The following is a 21,472-nucleotide window of genomic DNA, read 5'->3' as shown; positions in this document are numbered from 1 at the left end:
GACGGGGGCGCACGGTTCCCGCCACCGTGGTGATCCCGGCGACAGCACGCGATCCGGCGATGTGGGAATCGGGGCGTGGAAGGCTCGCTGCCCACTCGCCCGCGGGTGGCAGCGGCCCCGGGCCGCTCATCCGATACGCAGCCCGAGGAGCTCGACTACTTCGGCGGCGCTACGTGCGGGCAGGGATACCGCGTGGTCGGACACCCAGTCACGGTCGAAACCGGCGAGCTGGATATCGCACCAGCGGAGCACGGCGGTCCGGTGCGGCGCGGGCAGTGCCCCGGAGGCCGCGACCAGCCCACGCCAGCGGTCCAGGGGGACGGCTCCGGCCGTGGTGACCGCGTCGAACACCTCGATGAGCGCGACCGGTTCCGGCCCGAACAGATCGAGAATGCGGGGCGAACGGGCGGGATGCGCGGGAGCTGGAGCGATCACCGGCCGGGCGACGTCGTCGGCACGGACCATCGGCTCGCGCAGTGCGGTCCGCGGCACCGCACCCACCACCTCGGCGGCCGCGACCAGCGCGTGGAGGAAATCCCCGCGCGCGCCCCGGCTATCCGCCGGATGCGGCAGTATCCGGCCCGGGCGCGCGATGGTGGCCGCGATACCGAACTCGTGCGCGGCCGTCGCGAGCAGATGTTCGGCGACCGATTTGCTCTGCGCGTAGCCGGTGGGCAGCGTGGACGGTTCCCCCAATGCCCCGCGCGGTCCGGCTGCGGTGGCCGTGGACACCAGGGTGAGCGCAGCCCCGGTCCGGTACGCCAGGCGCAACAGCGCGGCGGTGGACTCCACATTGGCCGGCCGCAGGCCGCTGTAGGCCCGGACCGCGCTGATCTCGGCCGCGCTGTGCACGATCCGGCTCGGTGCGGGGCACGCGGCCGTGCCCGCCGCGAATTCGGCGAGCGGCGTGGTCACGGCGCGCACGCGTCCCGATTCCCACGCGGCATCGAAGATTCCCGGGGCGGCGACAGCTGTGCACGCGGCGCGCAGCCGGTGGCGGGCGTGCTCGGAATCCCCGGCGCGCACCGGCACCACCACATCGTCCTCGGTGGCGTTCAGCAGTTCCGCGAGCAGATAGGCGCCGAGGAACCCGGTTCCGCCGGTCAGCAGTACCGGACCGGCGGCTGCGGGTGTGAGCGGCGCGGCGGTGCGGCCTGCCCGCAGGGCAGCATGTTCACCGGCGGAATACACCCGCGGGGCGCCACGTCCACCGGAAGTATCTACCCGCAGCTCGCTGTGCTCACCGGCAAGATCCACTCGCAGGGCGGCGCCGTCGGCGGCGAGATCCGCGCACAGACAGGCACATTCGGCGGCGAGATCCGGGCCGTCGCGCCGGCCCCGGTCTGCCCGTGCGGCCAGTGCCGCCGCGGTGGGCCGGGCGAGCACCTCGTCGACCCCCACCGGGACTCCCAGCGCCACAGTGAGCCGGTTCGCCAAGGCGATGGTCTGCATACTGGTGCCGCCCGCCGCGAAGAAATCGTCGGCCGCGGTCAGATCGTCGCGGCCCAGTATTTCGGCGAATACCGCCAGCACCCGCGCGGCGGTATCACCCGGCGCCGGGTCGTCCGCGGCACTCGCGGACCGGTCCGCTTTCAGATTGCGGGTGCGCGGTAGCTGCTCGACCACGCGCACACGCGCCGGAACCCAGGCCGGCGGCAGCCGCTCGGCCAGGCGCCGCCGCACCGCGGCGCACCAGTCCGGCGATCGGGGCGTGGTCACGGTGACCAGCGCGTGCAGGGCGAACTCACCGTGCCGGGTGATCACGGCGTCTCGGATCCCCGGCTCCCGGCGCAGCAGGTCTTCGATCGCGCGCACGCCGACCCGCTGTCCGCCGACCTTCACCGTGCCGTCGACCCGCTCGACGAATTCGAGTGTGCCGTTGTCGAGTACCCGGACCCGGTCGCCGGTGCCGAAGGCCCGCACGATGGTCCCGGCGACCGTGATCTCGCGGAAGCCGTCGCCCGGCGGCAGATAGCCGTCGGCCAGTGCCGGCCCGTAGAGCTGCAGCAGCCCGCAACGGGGGTCCGGGTCGGCGGCGAGCCTGTCCACCGCCAGGGCGGCACCGATACCGGGGAAAAGTGTGCCCAGCGGGACCGGTGGCACCGAACCCGGGACGAGTTCGCTGCTCACGCAGACGATCGTCGCCTCGCTCGGTCCGTAGCTGTTGTGCAGCGGCGGTGCGCCGCGGGCGTGCCAGCGCGATACCAGTTCCGGTGACGCCTCCTCTCCGCCGATCACCACGAGCCGCACCGACGGCGGGACGGCGATCGTGCCCGCGTCCACCGCCACCGCCAGTTCGTGCCAGATCGCGGTGGGCAGGTCCAGGACGGTGGCGCCGGTGCGCCCGGCCAGCGCGAGCAGGGCGGCCGGTGAGCTGCGGTCGGTGGCGCGGGTGGCCACCAGCGCGCCGCCCGCGGCCAAGGTCACGAAGATCTCCTCGACGCTGGTGTCGGCATACAGTTGCCCGAACTGCACGACTCGGTCTCCCGGCCCCCAGCGGTAGCGCAGGACCGCGTCGGTGACGAAAACGGCCAGAGCGTCACCGCCGACTCTGACGGCCTTGGGCCGGCCCGTCGAGCCCGAGGTGAGCACCGCATAGCCCGCGCCGGGCGGCAGTGATCCACCGGTGATCTGCTGCGGCGTAGCGTTTTCCGGTGCCGGGACGACAGCGGGGACCCCGGGCGCCACCTCGGCCGCCAGTGCGGCGAATCGGCCGTCGTGCACCAGCACCGACGGCTCGAGCGCAGTGAGCAGTTCTCGTAATTCGGTCTCCGGAAGCGTGAGATCCAGCGCGGCGTGTGCCGCGCCCGCGACCGCGATACCCAGCACAGTGACGATATCGCCGGGTTCGCCACCCGGGATGACGGCGACCAGATCGCCGGGTGCCACGCCGTGCGCGGTCAGAACGCGCGCCCGGGCCCGCGCGGCGGCCAGCAGTTCGCCGCGCGACACGAGGTGGTCGCCGTCGATCAGTGCCGGAGCGTCCGGATCGCGTCGAACGTGCCGGGCGAACAGCTCCAGCGGATGATCCGGGAGCATCGCCGCGGGGGACTGTAGTGGCACATAGTCGATTCCGAGATCGGCGACGGACTGCCCCGCTCCCGTCGCCGCCGCCTCGATCATCCGGACCACAGCGTCGGTGTGGGCGTCGAGCTGCGCCGCGCTGTAGCGTCCGGGGTTCGCGTCGACGATCAGTTCCGCAGTGCCGCCGCGCAGGTACACATTGATCGACAGATCCTCGACCGGACCGGCGCTCAGGTTCCGGGCCGTGGTCTCGAGACCGGGCAGACCGAATTCGTAATCGAACGGCATGATGTTGACGATCGGCCCGAGCAGGCTGCGGCCAGCGCCGATCAGCCCGAGTTCGGCACGCAGCCGTTCGTGCCGGTATCGCGAATGTCTCCGGGCGGCGCGTAGAAACTGCCCGATCTTTCCGGCCAGCTCGGCCACGGTCTCGGCCGGATCGATGCGAACCGGTACAGCGACCGCGTTGAGCACCATGGTGGGCACCGTGGCGGCGACCGACCCGATCCGGTTCATCATCGGCACACCGAGCACTACCTCGCGTTCGGCGAGGTGGCGGCCGAGGTGGATCGCCACCGCGGCCAGTATCGACTCCCCCACCCCGTAGCGGGCGCCCGCCGGTGGCCGCCACCGCGACAGCACGCGCCGGGTCCGCATCGGCTCGGGGGCCGGGGGCAGCGGTTCGGTCGACGGGGTGGGCGCGCTGCGGTGCGGCAGCACCGATCGCCAATATGCGCCGTCGGCGGCGTGCCGCGCCGACTCGGTATAGGCCAGATCCTCGGTGATCACCTCGTCGAGCCCGCGTTCGGGCGGCGGCACCGGTGGGCCGCCGCACAGCGCCCGATAGTGTTCGGCGACCCGGCGGGCGCACTGGGCGAAACCGTAACCGTCGAGGGCCACGTGGTGGGCCCGGTGGTACCACAGCAGTGTCCCCGGGCCGGTGATCAATACCAGATGGGCGGCGGTGACGCCGGCGTAGGGATCACACGGCTTCCGCAGTTCGGCCTCCATACGCGCCCGCGCCGCTTCCTCCGGTGCGGGTTCCTCGGAGAGGTCGATCACTGTCACCGGTACCCGGTCCGCCGGGTCGATGACCTGTCGCGGCCCGGAGTCGGCCTGGATCAGGCGGATCCGCTGTGCTTCGGTATCGGTGATCATGCCGCGGACGGCGGCGGCCCACAGGTGCGGGTCGACCGGTCCGCGCACCGTCAGGTATTCGGCCAGGGCGAACGCCCGCCGCTGCGGCCATAGGCGCAGGGCATCGGTTACGCCGCGCTGTGCCGCGGTGAGCGCACGCCCCGGCGGCGCCGTCACAGGCCCAAACGCGTGAACCATGCGCCGAGGACCGGTTCTTCGGCCAGTTCGGCGAAACCTATCCGAGCGCCGGCGTCACGCCAGCGCTCGACCAAAGTGGTGAGCCGCAGCGAATCCAGCCCGAGATCCGCCAGATCGGTGTCGGCGGCCAGTTCGGCCGGTTCCACGAACAACACCTCCGCGAGGTCGTCGATCACTCGCTGCCGATCGAACCGCGGCCCGCGGCCCGGCGCCTCAGTTGACACGTCGATCACGATCGGCCCAGAACCGTTCGCGCAGGGCGCGGCGCAGGATCTTGCCGCTGGGATTGCGCGGGATCGTCTCGACGAAGTCGTAGCGCGAGGGCACCTTGAACCCGGCCAGCCGTCCGGTCAGGAACCACATCAGGTCCCGCCTGGTGAGCCCGGTGCCGGGTCGTGCGACCACGAAGGCGTGCACCCGCTCACCCCAGCGGTCGTCCGGGGCGCCGACCACCGCGCAATCGTGCACATCCGGGTGTGCACCGAGGGCCTTCTCCACCTCCGCCGGGTAGACGTTCTCGCCCGCGACGATGATCAGATCCTCGACCCGGTCGCGGAGCACGAGATATCCCTCGTCGTCGAGATATCCGGCGTCGCCGGTGCGCACCCAGCCGTCCTCGGTCACCGTGGCCGCGGTGGTCGCCGGGTCGGCGAAGTACTCCACCATCCGAGCCGGACTGCGCACCAGCACCTCACCGGATTCACCCGGAGTGGCGGTCGTCCCGTCGGGACGCCGGATCTGTACGCCGACGCCCGGGTACGGCCGACCGGCCGCGTGCAGCAGCCGGCGGCCCGGCCGGTGGTCCTCGGGCGGCAGGCAGATCGCGGTGTTGCCGGTCTCGGTGAGCCCGTAGATCTGGGCGAAATCGCATCCGAAGGTGTCCGCCGCACGGCCGAGCAGATCCGGGCCGATCGGCGATCCGCCGTAGACGATTTTGCGCAGCGACGCGAAATCCGCCGGACCGGTGCCCGGCTCGGACAGTATGAGCAGCAGCATCGCGGGGACGAAACAGGAGGTGGTGACGCCGTGGTCGCGGACCGCGGCGACGGCGGCCGCGGCGGTGAACGCGGGCAACACGACCGTGGCCGCGCCGGAGTTCAAGCCTTGGACGGCCCACCACATTCCACCGATATGGAAGGACGGGAGCGCGGCCAGGCTCACGTCCCCGTCGCGCCAATCGATCCAGTCCAGCCCGGCCTCGTCGAGCAGTGAACGGACCGCGAAGAACGTCCGGTGCGCCAGCACCACGCCTTTCGGCCGCCCGGTCGTACCGCTGGTGTACATCTGCACGACCGGGGTATCGGCGGTCGCCGGAAACGGTTCCGGGACCGGGCCGCGGGCCTCGTCCCGCCACTTCGGATAGTCCGGCCACTCCACCACCGTGGCGGGATACGCGCCGAGCCGGTCGGGGGTATCGGTGACCACGAGCCGGACTCCGCTGTGCTCGAGGATGGGGCCGACCTCCGCGGCGGTCAGCCGCCAGTTCACCGGGACCAGGACCGCGCCGATGCGGGCGCAGCCGAACAACAGTTCGTAGACCGCGATGCTGTCCCGCGCCAGATAGAGCACGCGATCGCCCGTGCCGATACCCGCCGACCGCAGGGCACACGCGGCGGCCGCCGAGCGGTCATCGAGTTCGGCATAGTCCACCGTGCCGGAAGAATCGATGAGCGCCGGCTGCTGTGCTCTGGTGACGGCGTTGTGCGCCAACGCCGTCACCAGAGTATGCGGGCCCCTCATCGGGCCGCACCGGCCGCCGGATGCCCGGGTGGGTCCAGCAGCACGATTTCGATATCGCCGACCGCGCTGCCGCCGGCCGAGTCGGCGAATTCCACACCGGTCTGCACCGCGTAGAGCGGTCGCGACCGGTTCCGGAACGTGACCTCTCCGAGAGTCAGTTCCGCAGTGTAGGAACGGGAGTCGATCGGCCGGCGGAACCGGCTGCCGAATCTGCTGATCAGCACCGACGGCAGTTGTCTGGCCCAATAGTCGTCCATCGACCAGTCCGCCAGCTCGGGTATCAGCCGGTCGCGGATGGCGACGGCCAGGGTGTAATAGACCAACTGGTTGTAGGAGATCGTGAACTCCACGGCGTTGAAATGACCGGTGTCCTCGATATAGCAGCTCCGGTCGATCCCGAACTCGCCCGCGCCGAGTACGGATTCGCCGCGCCGGACGGCATGCGCGCGCTCGAGGTAGACCGTGCCCTTGCTCGCGTACGGGCGCATGGCCCGGGCCAGCAGCGCGATATCGTCCGCCGGCGCCTCGGCGACGGCTCCGGCGGGCGCCGGGTCGGTGACGGTCATACGACTGCCTCACTGGTGAGCGGAAATTCGTCGAGTACGGTCACCCGATAGGACTCGGTGCGGTCGTTACCGGGGTTGTGCAGGGCGCGGTGGACGAGCGTGCGGTTGTCCCAGAGCACGAGATCACCGGGTTCGTAGGACTGGAGGAAGATATTGGCGTGGGAACAGCTGTCGTCGAGCTGCCCCGATTCGGCCAGCAGTTCCGAGAGCAGGGTGCCGGGTAGCGCCTTCCCCGAAGCGTCTTCGATCGCATAGGTGAACGCCTCGGAGATGTAGAGCACGCGCTCGCCGCTCACCGGATGCCGTAGCACGGTCGGGTGGCGCTGCGGCGGTGTCCGGTGTTCGACCTCCGCGATCACCTCCCCCAGCGGGCGGAACACATCTTCCGGACGGATCTTGACGTAGCGGCGCGCACTGTGGCGGCAGTAGGTGTTCTCGATCGCGGTACGCAACCGTGGGCTCAGGCGCCGGTACGCCCGGGCCATATCGATGAAGTAGGTGCCGCGGCCGGCGGCAGGTAATCGCTGCGGATAGAAGCAGGTGACCGCGAACGGCTCCGGCATGAACTGATAGTCCGAATGCCAGAACGCGCCGGTTCTCGGTACGCCCACCCGGCCGGTGTCGCGGTCCACGTTCGACGAGACGAAGACGTATTCGCTGTCGGGATGGTGGTACATGGGCTCGTAATAGGCGACCGGGGTCCCGAAGGCCGCACCGAGCGCCACGAACTCCGCGATGCCGAGCGCCTGCTGCGCGAGAACGACGATCTTGCCGTGGTAGAGATGCCGCCGCAGTAGCGCCACCTCGTCCGGGGTGGCCGCCGCCGCCGAGAAATCGCGCACGTCGATACCACGACCGCCCCCGGTCCGGCTGTCGATCCTCATATGTCCTCTGTCCAGCTGTGCGGTCACGGAACTGCGCCCCTACGACCGCGGGTGGTGAATGGAGCCGACGAGCCGCCCCGCCAGGAGCCGTTGCTGTCACGAGGAGTAGTCGGATCCGACGGATGCGCGGTTCCCGTAGCGCCGAACCGTGACGGCCGTCTCGCACCGCCGGGCTCGGTACTCGCCGGAAACGCCTCGGCGCCGAGCGTTTTCGGGTGATCGGCGACCGCGCGCTCCGACGGGTTCCCTCTCGGATCGGTGCCGTCTCGCGACCGACTCACCAGAACGGTCGGTCCGCCCCGGCCACGGTTCCCGGCGGGCCGTGGACGGGCTGCGCCGCCGCTCACCCGCCGGGTGTTCGGCGCACGATATCCACCGGGTGGGCATCGATCTCCTCCGACAGTGCCAGCACCACATGGGGGCGGCCGGTGAGCGGATTGGTCAGAATATGGGCCCGCACCCCGAAAACCTCGAGCAGCAGCTCCGGTGTGAGGGTCGTGACCGGATCCCCGGCGGCGGCGACCCGGCCCGCCGCGAGCACCACGACATGATCGGCGTACGCCAGTGCCTGCCCGATATCGTGTACCGCCAGCACGATCGTGGCGTCGAGTTCCCGTAGCAGCCGCAACAGTGCGAGTTGGGCGTGTACATCGAGATGGTTGGTCGGCTCGTCGAGCAGGATCACCGGGGCCTGCTGGGCCAGCGCTCGCGCCAGCAGGACCCGCTGCCGCTCGCCACCCGACAGGCCGGCGAACGGCCGGTCGGCGAAAACCTCGACACCTACCCGGCGCATGGCCGCCAGCACGATTTCCCGGTCGCGTCGCGAATCCTGCTGCAGATACTTCTGGTGCGGCGATCGCCCCATCGCCACGATCTCCCCGACCGTGAAATCGGCGGCCGCACCGTGATGCTGGGTCACCACCGCCCGGGTCCGCGCCATTTCCTTGGCGGGCGCGCGCCAGACGTCGTGGCCGTCGATCAGGGCCACCCCGGCCGCCGGTTTGCACGCCCGGTAGACCGCCCGCAACAGCGTGGACTTCCCCGAACCGTTGGGTCCGAGCAGCGCGGTGACCCGGCCCGGCGCCGCGGTCAGGGCGACATCGTCGAGAACGGTCGTGCCGTCGATCTCCACCCGCAACCCGGCCACCTCTACGGAGGCGCCCGGGGAGGTCGTCTCGCTGTTGCCGGTCATACCGCACCCCCGGACCTGCTGCGCCCGAGCAGCCACAGGAAGAACGGCCCGCCCAGGGCGGCGGTGAAGATGGTCAGCGGATACTCGTTGGGCGGGTCGATCGCCCGCGCGGCGAGATCGATGAGCACGAGGAACGCCGCCCCGAGCACCGCGGTCACGGGCAGCAACCGCCGATAGTCCGAACCCGCCGCGAACCGAGCGATATGCGGAATGATCAGCCCCACGAAACCGACCCCGCCCGCGACGCTCACCGCCAGACCGGTGAGGACCGCCACGATCACGATGAGCTGGATCCGCAGCCGGTTCACATCGACGCCGAGCGCCACCGCATCGTCGTCCCCCATGGACAGCGCATTGAGGTTGCGCCCCTGGACCAGCAACCAGCCCAGGCAGGCCACGGCCAGGACCGCGGGCACGGCCAGCGCACCGAGTTCGGCCCCGGCCACACTGCCCATCATCCAGAACAGGATGCCCCGGATCTCCGCGGGTTCGGAACCGAGCTGGATCAGGCTCGTCCCGGCCGCGGCCACCTGCCCGACCGCGACTCCGGCCAGGACGATACGCGGGCCGGTGAAGCGGCCCTGATGCTGGGCGAACACCAGGACCAGCAGCAACGCCCCGAGCGCGCCGACGAACGCCGCGACCGGTACGCCCAGATCGCGGATCCACAGGGCCGAGACCGAGGACATGACCGCGACCGCGGCCAGCGAAGCGCCGGAGGACACCCCGAGGACGAACGGATCGGCCAGCGGATTGCGCACCATACCCTGCAGCACCGCGCCCGCGACCGACAGTGCCGCGCCGACCAGCACCGCGGCCAGCACCCGGGGAACCCGCAACTGCCACACGATCATCGCGTGCAACGCTTCCGGCGCCGAGCCGAATCCCAGGATCTGATAGCGGAGGGTGGCCCAGACGTCGGTGACCGGGACGTTCACCGACCCGAGCGCGACACCGGCCAGACACGCGAGCACGACCGCGACCGCGCCGCCGATGAATACGGAGCCGAAAGGAAACCGCCCCGAACTCTTCCAGCGCGTGCGGGCGGCGTCAGAAGGCATCGGGGTGGGCGACGCGGGCGATTCTGTCGATCGCGTCGGCGTTGGCCGGGCCGAGATAGATGCCATCGGAAACCTTCACATAGGTCTTGTTCTTCGAGGCGTTCCACTGCGGGTACGCGGCGAACAACTTCTCGGCCTCCGCGTCGAGATCCTCGCCCGGCCGGTACGCGCCGATCACCAGGACATCGACCGGCGCGGCGGCGAGCTGTTCGGCGCTGAGGTTGCCGGTGAGATCCCAGCCGCCGTCGGCGAAACTCGGTTCACCGCCCGCGGCGCGCACCACGGAGTCGTAGATGGTGCCCGAGAACACGGCCGGCAGGCCGTTGGCGTTCATCACACTCATATCCGGGAAGGCGATCAGCATTCGCTTCGGTTCCCGGCCCGCCACAGCCGCTTTCGTCGCGTCGATGCGATCGCGCAGGTGTGTGGTGAGGTCGGTGGCCCGCTCGGAGATACCGAACACCTCGCCGATCAACTCGATGAATTCGAGCGAGGACTCGGTGGATCCGGTGCGGTACTTCTGTTCTTCGTCCGGCGTGACGTTCTCCGGTTTGCCGTATGCGCAGTTGACCGGGTTCACCAGCGTGCGGATCCCGGCGCGGTCCAGCATCTCCCGGCTCGCGAAACCGAACTCGGGGTCGAAACCGCCGGACCAGGTGGATACGACCAGATCCGGACGCAGCGCCAGTGCCTGCTCGGCCGGGACGTCGGCGGCGGCGTTGAGGGTCAGACCACCCTTGGACAGCGCATCGACCTTCTCCGCCATACCCGGGATATCGGAGACACCGTAGAACTGGGTGTTCGCGGCGATCGAGTCCTCGAGCCCGAGCGAGACGAAGGTTTCCGCCTCCCCTACCGACGCCCCCTGCAGGATCAGCACACGCGACGGCGGCCGGTCGAAGGTCTGCTCGAATCCGCAGTTGTCCACGGTCACCGGGTATCCGGCGGGTATTTCTCCCGCGCTCGCGGACTCTCCGGTGCCGGAGGTGCCGCAGGCACCCAGCAGCCCGGTACCCGCGAGCAGCAGTCCGCACAGCGCCGGCCGCGAAAGCCGTCGTACTACCTTCATGCCGCGTATCCACCTTTCGTGGTGTCGCCGATCGCGGGCCGAGCCCACTCCTCGCAGTAGTCGCGCGCGGGGTACCGGCGGTTCCCGGGCGGTGATTCGCACTTCGGCGCCGGCGGACCCGCGCCCCACCCCGCCGCCGGTCCCGAAGAGGTGCGACGATAGACGGCACCATGACCAGTCCAGCGCACCGTTCGCCGCTCGCCCGGGCGTGCCGTGCGTGGGTCTTCGCGCTGATCTGCGTGCTGTTGTCGGCATCCGGGCACGCACTGACTTCGGCGCACACCATCTCCCTGTCGACGCTGGCTCTCGCGGTCGCCTTGCTCACGGCTCTGGCCTGGTCGGTCGCCGACCGGCAACGCGGGCTGCTACCGATCACGACAGGATTGCTCGCCGGCCAGGGCCTCCTGCACCTGTGGTTCGCGGCCGACCCCGCCGGTGGGCACACCGGCCATGCCGAGGCCGCCGGCCGACTGGCCGAGACACGGACACCGGCCATGCTGCTCGCGCACGGTCTGGCGGCTCTGTTGTGCGGTATCTGGCTGTGGTGCGGGGAACGCGCCGCGTTCGCACTCGCCGCGGCCCTGTACACGCGAATCCTGGTACCGCTCCTCCTGTTGCCGCTGCCGGTCGCCCGTCCCGCGGTGCCCGCGCAACGGGCCGACGGAGCGGACGAACCGGCGGTAGCGGTCGAGTTCCTACGGCACGCGCTGGCACGCCGCGGCCCACCCGGACGCGAGATCGGCCTCTTCTCACCATTCGCCGCGACGGCGTGACCGCCGGTCGGCCTCTTCCGTGGAATTCCGCGGGCGGCCGGGGCTTCCGTGGCGCGCGGCGGGTATACCGTCACCGGCGCAGCACCGGCGGTGACGTGATCTCCTGATGTCCGTGCCGCACCCTCTCGGTGCATGACTGCGCGGAGATCGGCGCGATCGCGATGCCGTCCACGGCTGCGTCCCGATCAGAAGCTTGCTGTGATGGACACATTGCACTTCATGCTGCCCGGATGCGGGCGGTTACGCTGCCCCCCGCACGACCCGGCGCCGTCTTCCGGCCGTCACCCGGCGGGCGACCATGCCCCAGATGAGCACCTCACCGCGCTGGCCCTCGCGGCGGGGGCAGGCGACCGGACCGCCCTGGCGGAATTCGTCCGGTGTACCCAGGCCGATGTCTGGCGCTTCGTCGCGCACCTCACCGATGTGCAGTCGGCCGACGACCTCACCCAGGAGACCTTCTTGCGGGCGATGGGCAGTCTGCCGCGTTTCGCCGGACGCTCGACCGCGCGGACCTGGCTGCTGTCGATCGCCCGGCGGGCAGTGATCGACCGGCTGCGCAACGCCTCGGCACGGCCGCGAACCGCCGGCGGCGCGGACTGGGAAACAGCGATCGAGCAACGGCGCGACCGCCACGACAGCGACGTGGGTGAGGAAATGGTCGTCGCCGACTTTCTCCGTCATCTCCCCGAGGATCGCCGCGAGGCGTTCGTGCTCACCCAGATCCTCGGGTTGACCTACGCCGAGGCCGCCCGGGCCGCCGACTGCCCGGTCGGCACGATCCGGTCCCGGGTCGCCCGGGCGCGGGAAACCCTGGTCGAACTGTGGCGGGGTGTCGACGCCGATTCCACGGTGGTCTACGCCTTCCCCCGGGACGCCCGGCCCTCCCGCACATCGTCGGTCCCGCTCGCGCACGTGCGGTGACGCCATCGCGTGCTCCGCGCGAACTCCGGCACCGCGACGGTGGCCGGCGCACCGGCCACCGGCTCCGGCCGGACCGCTCATGGCGGACACCCGACCTCGGTGGTCCGCCATGCGGTTCGGCCGCCACGCGGTGACTCGGACGGCACACCCCAACGACCCAACCACGTCAAGGCAAGGAACTCGTGTGAACAAACCAACGAAGCACAAGAACTCGCTGGCCTCGGTGCAGCAGGTGGACCGCAGCCGCCGGATCCTCGTCCAGGTGGCGGTGGCCGCGGTATTGATCGGACTCATCGGGGCCATCGGAATCAATGTGGCGCTGAAGAAGGCCGAACGCGACGACCCCGGGCCGACTCCGGTCATCGGCGCGCAAGCCGGCGCCGACCCGGCCGGCGTCACCGCGAGTATCACGGAGTCCGGCACGATCAGGATCGGCGCACCGTCCGCAGCGCGGACCGTCCGAGTGGTCGCCGACCTGCAGTGCCCGGCCTGCCGGCGCTTCGAGGCGAGCTACGGATCGCTGCTGACCGACGCGGTGAACGCGGGGACGGTGGCGGCCGAGTACGACATCATCGCCTTCCTCGACCACGCCTCGTCCACCGAGTACTCGAGCCGGGCCGCCAACGCCTCGTTCTGCGCCGCCGAATCCGATCCCACCGGCTACCCGGACTGGTTGCAGACCATGTTCGAGCACCAGCCCGCGGAAGGCGGTGACGGCCTGCCCGACAACACAATCGTCGAAATCGCCGAGGGCGCCGGCTACTCGGACCCGGACTTCGCCCGCTGCGTCACAGACCGGACCTACCGCAAATTCGTCCGGGCCCGCACCCTGGAGGTTCTCGACAGCGGAATCCAGTCGACACCGTCGATCTTCGTCGACGGCAAGCCGATCGACCCCGGGCAGCTTCCCGGAGCCATCGGCTCCTGACCCGGTATCCGCCGCGGCGGACTCGGCACCGATCCACCGGACGCGGCACCCGACCCATCCTCGGCCCGCGGTCCGGTGGTTCGGACTCCACACACCGGGCCGCTCGGCAGGCACGATCACGGCCGAGAGGCGACCTCGTGTTCGGCTACCGTCCAGGCCCGTGCCTGCTCACTGAGCGTGAAGCCGAGCCCCGGACGAGCGGAGACATACATGCGGCCGTCGCGGATCTCCAGGCTCTCGTTGAACAGCGGCTCCAGCCAGTCGAAGTGTTCCACCCAGGGCTCGATCGGGTAGGCCGCGGCGAGGTGGAGGTGGATCTCCATGGCGAAGTGGGGCGCCAGCTGCAGGTTCTCGTTTTCGGCGAGAGCGGCGAGCTTGAGGAACTGGGTGATGCCGCCGATCCGGGGCGCGTCGGGCTGGATGATGTCGGCCGCGCCGAGCCGGATGAGTTCCTTGTGCTCGGCCACGCTGGCGAGCATTTCCCCGGTGGCGATGGGGGTGTCCAGCGAGGCGGCGAGTGCCGCGTGTCCCTTCGCGTCGTAGGCGTCGAGCGGCTCCTCGATCCAGTCGAGGTGATATTCCTCCATGGCCCGGCCCATACGCTGAGCGGTGGGCCGGTCCCATTGCTGGTTCGCGTCGACCATCAGCGGGACATCGTCGCCGATATGCGCCCGCACCGCGGCCAGGCGGGTCAGGTCGTACTTGCCGTCGGGGTGACCGACTTTGATCTTGATCCCCCCGATTCCACTGGCCAGCGAGGCGGCCGCGTTTTCCAGCACCTGCTCGGTCGGGGTGTGCAAGAACCCGCCCGAGGTGTTGTAGCAACGCACCGAGTCGCGATGCGCGCCGAGCAGCTTGGCCAGCGGTAGACCGGCGCGCTTGGCCTTCAGATCCCACAGCGCGACATCGAACGCCGCGATGGCCTGGGTGGCCAGGCCGCTGCGGCCCACCGACGCGCCGGCCCACACGAGCTTGGTCCAGATCTTGCCGATATCGCTCGGATCCTCGCCGAGGAGGTTCTCGGCGATCTCCTTGGCATGGGCGAACTGGCCGGGACCGCCGGCGCGTTTGGAGTAGCTGAACCCGACGCCCTCATATCCCTGCTCGGTCTCGATTTCGACGAACAGGAAGGCGACCTCGGTCATCGGCTTCTGCCGGCCGGTGAAGACTTTCGCGTCGCTGATCGGCGTCGCCAGCGGCAGCGTCACCGAGGAAAGGCGCAGCCGAGCGATCCGGTCGAGGGTCGCCGGGCCGGCGGCCGCGAGTGTGCGCGCGGTGTTCGTCGTGGTCGTCACTTGGTGTCCTCATGTAGACGTGGCTGAAATCGTGGGAGCGATTGGAGGCGCAAGGCAGGCTGTTGCCGCCCCGGAGGCCGCCGGCGGCAGCGCGGGTCCCCGGGAATCCACGGGGAGTTCGGCACGTCGAGGGGATCCTGCATTTCCCGGTCGAGCCGACGATCACGCCCGGACCGTACCGTTGTGCGAGTTCGCTACGGTCCTTCTACCACCGCGACTGTGGTAGCGCCGCTGGTCCGCTGTGTTGCATGCCACTGACAGTAGGTGGCCGGCGCGATCCACGTCCAACACAGAAATTGGATGTCACGATTCAACAAGAGCATCACTGCCCCATCGCACATCTATCCAAATTAGGTATTACAGACAATAAAAATCGACCTGGACGTGAATCGGTGCGTTCCTTACGGTCAAACGCAGCCATCGTTTCTGTGGCTCAGACCACATGCGGCAGCGCAGCCCGCATCACATAGGTCCAGGAGATCGACCATGCACACACTCAGTCACGACGAACCGGCGAAGGCCGTGACAACGGCTGCCCCGAAAGCCGGCCGCACCAGGTACCTGATCCTGGCGATGCTCTTCCTGGTCACCACGATCAACTACGCGGACCGATCCACGCTCTCCATCGCCGGTGACTCCATGCAGGATCAGCTCCACATCAGCTCCAGCGAGCTGGGTCTGCTGTTCTCCGCCTTTTCCTGGTCCTATCTGATCGCCCAGATACCCGGCGGCTGGCTACTGGACCGGTTGGGGTCGAAGAAGGTTTACGGGCTGGCGATCTTCCTCTGGTCGGTGTTCACGATGATGCAGGGCGCCATCGGCTTCTTCGCCGGAGCGGCGATCTTCCTGCTGTTCATTCTGCGCTTCGCGGTCGGTCTCGCCGAGGCGCCGTCGTTCCCCGGCAATTCACGGATCGTGGCGGCCTGGTTCCCCACCAAGGAGCGCGGCTTCGCTTCCGCGCTGTTCAACTCCGCCCAGTACTTCGCCACCGTAGCCTTCGCCCCGCTGATGGGGTGGCTGGTCACCGCCATGGGCTGGGAGCATGTATTCACCGTCGTCGGCGGTGTCGGCGTAGTCCTGGCCATCGTCTGGACGAAGGTCATCTACGCACCCCGCAGCCACCCCCGGGTGCAAAAAGCCGAACTGGACTACATCTCCGCGGGCGGCGCACTGGTGGAAATGGACGCCCCCACCACCGAACAGCAGCAGCAAACCAAAGAGGCCACCTCCAGTAAGCAGAACCTCCGCCATATCGGGACCCTGCTGAAAAACCGCACCACCCTGGGTGTTTTCGTCGGTCAGTACTTCATCAACACCATCACCTGGTTCTTCCTGACCTGGTTCCCGGTGTATCTGGTCCAGGAACGCGGGATGAGCATCCTCGAAGTCGGCTTCGTGGCCTCATTGCCCGCATTGTGCGGATTCGGCGGCGGAGTCCTGGGCGGCTGGCTCTCCGACCGTCTGGCGCAGCGGGGCGTCGGCCTCACCGCCGCCCGGAAAATCCCCATCGTGGTCGGCCTGCTCCTGTCCACGAGCATCATCGTCTGCAATTACGTCACCGCCTCCTGGCTGGTCGTCCTGATCATGTCCCTGGCGTTCTTCGGCAAAGGCCTCGGAGCGCTGGGCTGGGCGGTCATGTCGGACGTGGCGCCCAGGCAGATCGCCGGACTCGCGGGCGGCGTATTCAACACCTTCGGCGCCGTCGCGGGCATCGTCACCCCGCTCGTCATCGGCTACATCCTCGATGTCACCGGCTCCTTCGACCTCGCTCTCACCTTCGTCAGCCTGTGCGCGGCCATGGCCGTTGTCAGCTACCTGGTCATCGTCCGCGAGATCAAACGCGTCGAACTGCCGGATTACCAACCGGCCGCCGTGTAACACCCCGGCTGCCGGGCGCCGACACAGGACGTGCGCCCCCTGGACAGTCGACCGCCCTGCCGCGTACCACCCGACCGCACATCGGGTGGTACGCGCGTGAAGGCGGTCGATGCCGACTGCGCCGACGCCCCCGGTGCGCGACAGGGACTCATCGCCTCGGCCCGCGCGACCGCTGCGGATGCGGCAGCCTCGACGATTTGCGACCGGGAGCAGAACGACGGCCGCGTACTCGGCCGAGATGCCGATTTCGTTCTCTCCCCGGCCGGAGTCGCCGATGATCGCCGGGGTTCCGCCGCGATCGACGTTCCCGGCCTGCGCCTTCTGCTCACGGCGATCGGCTCGTACCCCTCGGCCGGAGCAGAGTGGGTCAGGCCGGTCCCTCTGGCCGGGCCGCGGGCCGGTCAGTCCCGCTCGAACAGGTGGTCGTAGCCGATCGCGAAGGTGCAGTCGGAGGGATCGACCACCACCTGGCGGAACCACGCTGGGACGCAGGGTTTCCACCCCACACAGATTCGTCGACCGCCCCGGTGGACCGAGGTCGGCCGAGAGCGGCACGCGGACCCGTGCCCACACCATGAGCACGCCGGTGTTCGGCTCACCATGGTCTCTCGCATCGACCCACCGTTGACCAGAAAAACTAATGATGATAGATATCTAGAAGTTCGCCCGACCGCCGGCCAGACCAGTTCGTCCGCGTCCGGCGGTGTGCCGGGCATGCGGGCCGACCCCGGGCCGCAGTCGCCGAAAGGAATCGATATGCCGAACGCGGTCATCGTGGACGCCGTCCGCCTCGCCTCTGGCAAAGGGAAAATGGGCGGAGCGTTGTCCGCGACGCATCCGGTGGAGTTGCTGGCGCATGTGTTGCGCAGTCTGGTCGACCGCACCGGAATCGATCCGGCACAGGTCGACGATGTGATCGGCGGGTGCGTGCAGCAGGTCGGCGAGCAGGCTCTCAATATCTCGCGCACGGCACTGCTCTCGGCCGGTTTTCCCGACTCGGTACCGGCGACGACCATCGACCGGCAATGCGGTTCCAGCCAGCAGGCAGCGCATTTCGCCGCCCAGGGTGTACTGGCAGGTGCCTACGATATCGTCATCGCCTGCGGTGTCGAGTCGATGAGCCGCATACCGATGGGCACGTCGCCGATCGGCCAGGACGCCGCCGGTCCCGGAATCGCCGCCCGCTATCCGGACGGCCTGGTGCACCAGGGCATCTCCGCCGAACTCATCGCAGCGAAATGGAAGCTGGACCGGGACACCCTCGACCGATACTCCGCCCGATCACACCAGCGGGCCGCGCACGCGATCGCCCAGGGATGGTTCGATCGCGAGATCGTGCCGATCGATGTGGCGGACGCCGCCGGCGCGACCGTCTCGCACACCGTGGACGAAACCGTTCGTGCCGCGACCACCGCCGCGGGCCTGGCCGGACTGAACTCCTCGTTCCGCACCGACGAGTTCGCGGCGCGCTTCCCCGAGGCGCAGTGGCACATCACCCCCGGCAATTCCTCACCGCTCACCGACGGAGCCTCCGCCGTCCTGATCATGAGCGAAGAGGCGGCCGCCCGGCTGGGGCTGCGCCCCCGCGCGCGTTTCCACTCCTTCGCCGTCGCCGGCGACGATCCGGTCTTCATGCTCACCGCACCCATCCCCGCCACCCGCAAGGCACTGGCCAAGGGCGGGATCGGCATCGACGATATCGACGCCTACGAGGTCAACGAAGCGTTCGCACCGGTGCCGCTGGCCTGGGCACACGAACTGGCCGCGGACCCGGACAAGCTCAACCCCGTCGGCGGTGCCATCGCGCTCGGCCATGCGCTCGGCTCATCCGGTACCCGCCTGCTCACGACCCTGGTGAACCACCTGGAACGGACCGGCGGCCGCTACGGCCTGCAGACGATGTGCGAGGGCGCCGGCATGGCCAACGCCACCGTGATCGAACGACTCTGAATCACCACGACCAGCGGATAGGAAGCACCATGCGTATCGAAGACACTGTGGCCGTCGTCACCGGCGGCGCCTCGGGGCTCGGTCTGGCGACGACGAAAGCGCTACTCGCCGAGGGTGCCCGGGTCGTCGTCGTCGACCTGCCCTCCTCCCCCGGCGAGAATGTCGCCGCGGCACTCGGCGACCGGGTCCGGTTCGCCCCCGCCGACGTGACCGATGAAGCGGCGATCGCTGCGGCACTCGATACCGCGGAAGCCCTGGGCCCCCTACGAATCGCGGTGAACTGCGCCGGGATCGGCAATGCCATCAAGACCGTGGGCAAGAACGGCGCGTTCCCGCTGGGCGAGTTCACCAAAGTGATCACTGTGAACCTGGTCGGCACCTTCAATGTGCTGCGCCTGGCCGCGGAGCGTATCGCGAAGAACGAACCGGTCGGCGAGGAGCGCGGCGTCATCGTCAACACCGCCTCGGTCGCCGCGTTCGAGGGGCAGATCGGGCAGGCCGCCTACTCCGCCTCCAAGGGCGGCGTCGTCGGGATGACCCTGCCCATTGCCCGCGATCTCGCCTCGCTACTGATCCGGGTCAACACCATCGCGCCCGGGCTCTTCCGGACGCCGCTGCTGGGTTCGCTGCCGGAGGAAGCCCAGCAATCGCTCGGGACGCAGGTTCCGCACCCGTCTCGGCTGGGCGATCCCGCCGAGTACGGCGCGCTCGTCGCGCATATCGTCACCAACCCGATGATCAACGGGGAGACCATTCGCCTCGATGGGGCAATCCGGATGGCACCGCGCTGACCGGCCTGATTGCCCCATCCCGAAGCCGTGCGAGACGGGCTGTTCGCCGCCCGGATCCCCGCGGCGATCGCCGGCACCGAGCGCTTTCGCGACGACACCCCCGACAACGTCGAAAAAGGCTGCGCAGCCTGGCCCGGCACCTCGACCAGCGCCGCGACACCGGCCGCAATGGCACCGCCATCCGCCTCGACGAAATCTGCGAAATCGCCGGTGTGACCCGCGTCCGGTTCCTCCACGTCCTGTCCGTCACGCTCATATTCGGGGCTGTGGTCGGACTCTCGTCAGGGCTCGTGGCCGCTTTCTCGTCAGGGCTCGTGAGCGGTCGGTTCTTCCTAGCCGTGCTTCTGTTCGAAGTCACCACAGATTTCCCGGACCACCCTGCCGCCTTCCTCGACCGGGCCCGCCGCAATGGCCTGCTCGGAACGGCAACACGCAGCGACATTGCGCTGCTGGGCGTGGGGGCGGCTGCTTGTCGAGTCGCTGGTTCAGCTCCCTGTCGCGTGGAGAGGCAACTCGCGACCGAGAAAGGCCAGTAGGCGGTGGTGCGCTGCAGCACCGGTGGGGGCGGGTCGTTCGGCGGCGAACATACCGGGTTGCCGGAAGGCGTCGAAGTTCATGGTGCGCATGGTGGCCAGTAGTTGTTCGCATTGCTCTTGGTCGACGAGCTCGGTTTGTCCGGTGGCGATGGCGAGGTCCGTTCCGTGGACAAGGACTTCGGTCCAGTGGATTCGGGCGGCCGTCGTCGCAGGTACGGGACCGAAGCCCAGCTGGATGGTGGTATCGAGTGCGTCGCCACGGTGCCAGGCTGCGCGGTCGAGGCGGGCGGCTGTGGCGAAGGCGGCGTGGGGATCGTTTTCGAGCCAGTCGTCGTGGTGGGCTCTTTCCGCCGGAACACCCGACAGTTCGGCGGCGGAGATCCGCATGCCGCCGACGAGGTGGTTCAGTTCGAAGCCGACGGTCCAGCCCGGACATAGTGAGTTCGCGGAAAGCTGGTCGGGGGGGATGCGGTTGATGATGTCCGCGGCCATCCCGAGTGCCGCGTCGATGTGCTCGATTACGTCGGTCATACTGACATTCCTTCTGCGCGGGGTCGGCGGCGTGTCGGGCGTTCCGGCCGGAGGTGCGGCGGCGCCCGGCCGGAGCCGCGCCGCGGTCGATGGCGGGTGGATCAGCTGGCGTTCAGCAGCATCGAGTCGGCGATGGTGGGTGATATGGCGCCGACCGCTCGGATCATTGGGACGTAACGTGGCTGCAATTGCCGCGGACGTGCACGGATGGCCGTGATCATCCATTCGGCCGCCTGCTCCGGGGTGAGCGCCGGCTGGGCCCGATAGCGGGCGGTGGGGGCGATCATCGGGGTGCGTACCAGCGGAAAGTGCACCGCCGTCACGTTGATTCGGTGATCGGCTACTTCCGCGGCAAGGCTGTGACCGAAGGCCGTGAGGGCGGATTTGGAGGCGTGATAGGCAGCGAATTTCGGCATCCGCTCGGCGGGCACACCCCAGGTCGCAACATTGATGACGTGGCCGCCACGGTTCGCCATCATGGCCGGCAGTAGTTCGAGAGTGAGCGCGACGGGCCCGTAGTAGTTCACAGCCATGGTGCGTTCAAAGTCGTGAAACCGCGTACATGATTCACGCACGGTCCGGCGGATCGAACGGCCGGCGTTGTTGATCAAGATGTCCACCCGACCCCAGGTATCGAGGATTTCGCGGGCGAGGTCGTGGACAGCTGCATGGTCGGTGAGGTCACACGGGAGGATATGAGCCCGGCCGCCGTGGCGGGAGATCTCGCTGTGAACTACTTCGAGCTCATCTCGGCGCCGGGCGACCAGCGCCACCTCGGCGCCCAGGCCGGCCAGACGGACCGCAGTGGCACGCCCGATGCCCGAGGAGGCCCCGGTGACCACGACTTTTTTCCCTCGGATCGGCACCCCGTCGCGCCGCAGGCGACGCGCCACGGACTGCCGAGGCGAGTACATGGGCCGCAGGGCAGCGGTCAGCGCCCGATCGCGGATGGTGGTGAGCACGTCGACCTCCCGAGTGAGTTTCGTTTCAGGACCTAC

At 69.2% G+C, this 21,472-nt stretch carries 17 protein-coding genes and 1 pseudogene; 7 read left to right on the top strand and 11 right to left on the bottom strand.

From position 1 onward, the window contains the following. Positions 1-126: 126 nt before the first annotated feature. The 8 genes from IG75_RS0103245 to IG75_RS0103210 all read right to left on the bottom strand — a co-directional run bounded on the left by IG75_RS0103245 (position 127) and on the right by IG75_RS0103210 (position 10,871). Entirely contained in the window at positions 127-4,338 is a 4,212-nt protein-coding gene (locus IG75_RS0103245) for an AMP-binding protein (RefSeq protein WP_030519629.1), read from the bottom strand. Next, positions 4,335-4,583 (bottom strand): phosphopantetheine-binding protein, encoded by a 249-nt coding sequence (locus tag IG75_RS0103240; RefSeq protein ID WP_051714368.1) that lies wholly within the window; start codon positions 4,581-4,583, stop codon positions 4,335-4,337. Before IG75_RS0103240 ends, IG75_RS0103245 begins: the two co-directional genes overlap by 4 nt. Next, positions 4,573-6,099 (bottom strand): AMP-binding protein, encoded by a 1,527-nt coding sequence (locus tag IG75_RS0103235; protein ID WP_030519627.1) that lies wholly within the window; start codon positions 6,097-6,099, stop codon positions 4,573-4,575. The genes IG75_RS0103240 and IG75_RS0103235 overlap by 11 nt, the downstream gene beginning before the upstream one ends. Beyond that, a complete protein-coding gene (locus tag IG75_RS0103230; RefSeq protein ID WP_051714162.1) occupies positions 6,096-6,665 on the bottom strand; it encodes an FcoT family thioesterase in 570 nt (189 codons plus the stop codon). Before IG75_RS0103230 ends, IG75_RS0103235 begins: the two co-directional genes overlap by 4 nt. Next, positions 6,662-7,549: a (3R)-3-[(carboxymethyl)amino]fatty acid oxygenase/decarboxylase gene (scoE, locus tag IG75_RS0103225; protein ID WP_030519625.1), complete on the bottom strand. Its 888-nt coding sequence runs from the start codon at positions 7,547-7,549 to the stop codon at positions 6,662-6,664. The genes IG75_RS0103230 and scoE overlap by 4 nt, the downstream gene beginning before the upstream one ends. A gap of 343 nt (positions 7,550-7,892) precedes the next feature. Next, positions 7,893-8,741, bottom strand: coding sequence for an ABC transporter ATP-binding protein (locus tag IG75_RS0103220; protein ID WP_051714160.1), 849 nt, complete (start codon positions 8,739-8,741; stop codon positions 7,893-7,895). Then, a complete protein-coding gene (locus tag IG75_RS0103215) occupies positions 8,738-9,802 on the bottom strand; it encodes a FecCD family ABC transporter permease (protein WP_081876601.1) in 1,065 nt (354 codons plus the stop codon). The genes IG75_RS0103220 and IG75_RS0103215 overlap by 4 nt, the downstream gene beginning before the upstream one ends. Continuing rightward, positions 9,792-10,871: an ABC transporter substrate-binding protein gene (locus IG75_RS0103210; protein ID WP_030519622.1), complete on the bottom strand. Its 1,080-nt coding sequence runs from the start codon at positions 10,869-10,871 to the stop codon at positions 9,792-9,794. Before IG75_RS0103210 ends, IG75_RS0103215 begins: the two co-directional genes overlap by 11 nt. Before the next feature lie 170 nt (positions 10,872-11,041). Between IG75_RS0103210 and IG75_RS0103205 the strand changes: the two genes are divergently transcribed. The 3 genes and pseudogenes from IG75_RS0103205 to IG75_RS0103190 all read left to right on the top strand — a co-directional run bounded on the left by IG75_RS0103205 (position 11,042) and on the right by IG75_RS0103190 (position 13,493). Then, on the top strand, positions 11,042-11,644 hold the full coding sequence (locus IG75_RS0103205) for a hypothetical protein (protein ID WP_051714158.1): 603 nt from the start codon (positions 11,042-11,044) through the stop codon (positions 11,642-11,644). Between the two features lie 201 nt (positions 11,645-11,845). Continuing rightward, positions 11,846-12,460, top strand: a pseudogene (locus IG75_RS0103195) (sigma-70 family RNA polymerase sigma factor); the annotation flags it as partial. A gap of 289 nt (positions 12,461-12,749) precedes the next feature. After that, a complete protein-coding gene (locus IG75_RS0103190) occupies positions 12,750-13,493 on the top strand; it encodes a DsbA family protein (RefSeq protein WP_036512112.1) in 744 nt (247 codons plus the stop codon). Between the two features lie 116 nt (positions 13,494-13,609). Here IG75_RS0103190 and IG75_RS0103185 read toward each other — a convergent pair whose 3' ends face one another. Continuing rightward, complete coding sequence (locus IG75_RS0103185) at positions 13,610-14,788, bottom strand: L-talarate/galactarate dehydratase (protein WP_030519618.1); 1,179 nt, start codon at positions 14,786-14,788, stop codon at positions 13,610-13,612. Positions 14,789-15,274: 486 nt separating this feature from the next. On the opposite strand from IG75_RS0103185, the gene IG75_RS0103180 reads away from it, so the two are divergent. From IG75_RS0103180 to IG75_RS0103160, 4 genes are all read left to right on the top strand, one after another. Beyond that, the gene (locus IG75_RS0103180; protein WP_030519617.1) at positions 15,275-16,666 is read left to right on the top strand and encodes an MFS transporter; all 1,392 of its coding nucleotides are present in this window, start codon (positions 15,275-15,277) and stop codon (positions 16,664-16,666) included. A gap of 756 nt (positions 16,667-17,422) precedes the next feature. Then, positions 17,423-18,616 (top strand): thiolase family protein, encoded by a 1,194-nt coding sequence (locus IG75_RS0103170; RefSeq protein WP_030519615.1) that lies wholly within the window; start codon positions 17,423-17,425, stop codon positions 18,614-18,616. Positions 18,617-18,645: 29 nt separating this feature from the next. Further along, positions 18,646-19,407 carry a 3-hydroxyacyl-CoA dehydrogenase gene (locus IG75_RS0103165; RefSeq protein ID WP_030519614.1) on the top strand — a complete coding sequence of 254 codons (762 nt, stop codon included), beginning with the start codon at positions 18,646-18,648 and terminating at the stop codon, positions 19,405-19,407. Positions 19,408-19,434: 27 nt separating this feature from the next. Further along, on the top strand, positions 19,435-19,623 hold the full coding sequence (locus tag IG75_RS0103160) for a hypothetical protein (protein ID WP_063045233.1): 189 nt from the start codon (positions 19,435-19,437) through the stop codon (positions 19,621-19,623). A gap of 269 nt (positions 19,624-19,892) precedes the next feature. On the opposite strand, the gene IG75_RS0103155 is transcribed toward IG75_RS0103160, so the two are convergent. Beyond that, positions 19,893-20,474 carry a TIGR03086 family metal-binding protein gene (locus tag IG75_RS0103155; protein ID WP_030519612.1) on the bottom strand — a complete coding sequence of 194 codons (582 nt, stop codon included), beginning with the start codon at positions 20,472-20,474 and terminating at the stop codon, positions 19,893-19,895. A 101-nt stretch (positions 20,475-20,575) separates the two neighbouring features. Beyond that, complete coding sequence (locus IG75_RS0103150; RefSeq protein WP_030519611.1) at positions 20,576-21,388, bottom strand: SDR family NAD(P)-dependent oxidoreductase; 813 nt, start codon at positions 21,386-21,388, stop codon at positions 20,576-20,578. Positions 21,389-21,472 lie beyond the last annotated feature (84 nt).

Origin of the sequence: Nocardia rhamnosiphila NBRC 108938 (assembly GCF_000720425.1) — a bacterium.
Lineage (GTDB): Bacteria > Actinomycetota > Actinomycetes > Mycobacteriales > Mycobacteriaceae > Nocardia > Nocardia rhamnosiphila.
The sequence above is the reverse complement of the archived record's forward strand: the minus strand, read 5'-3'. Positions and strand labels throughout refer to the sequence as shown.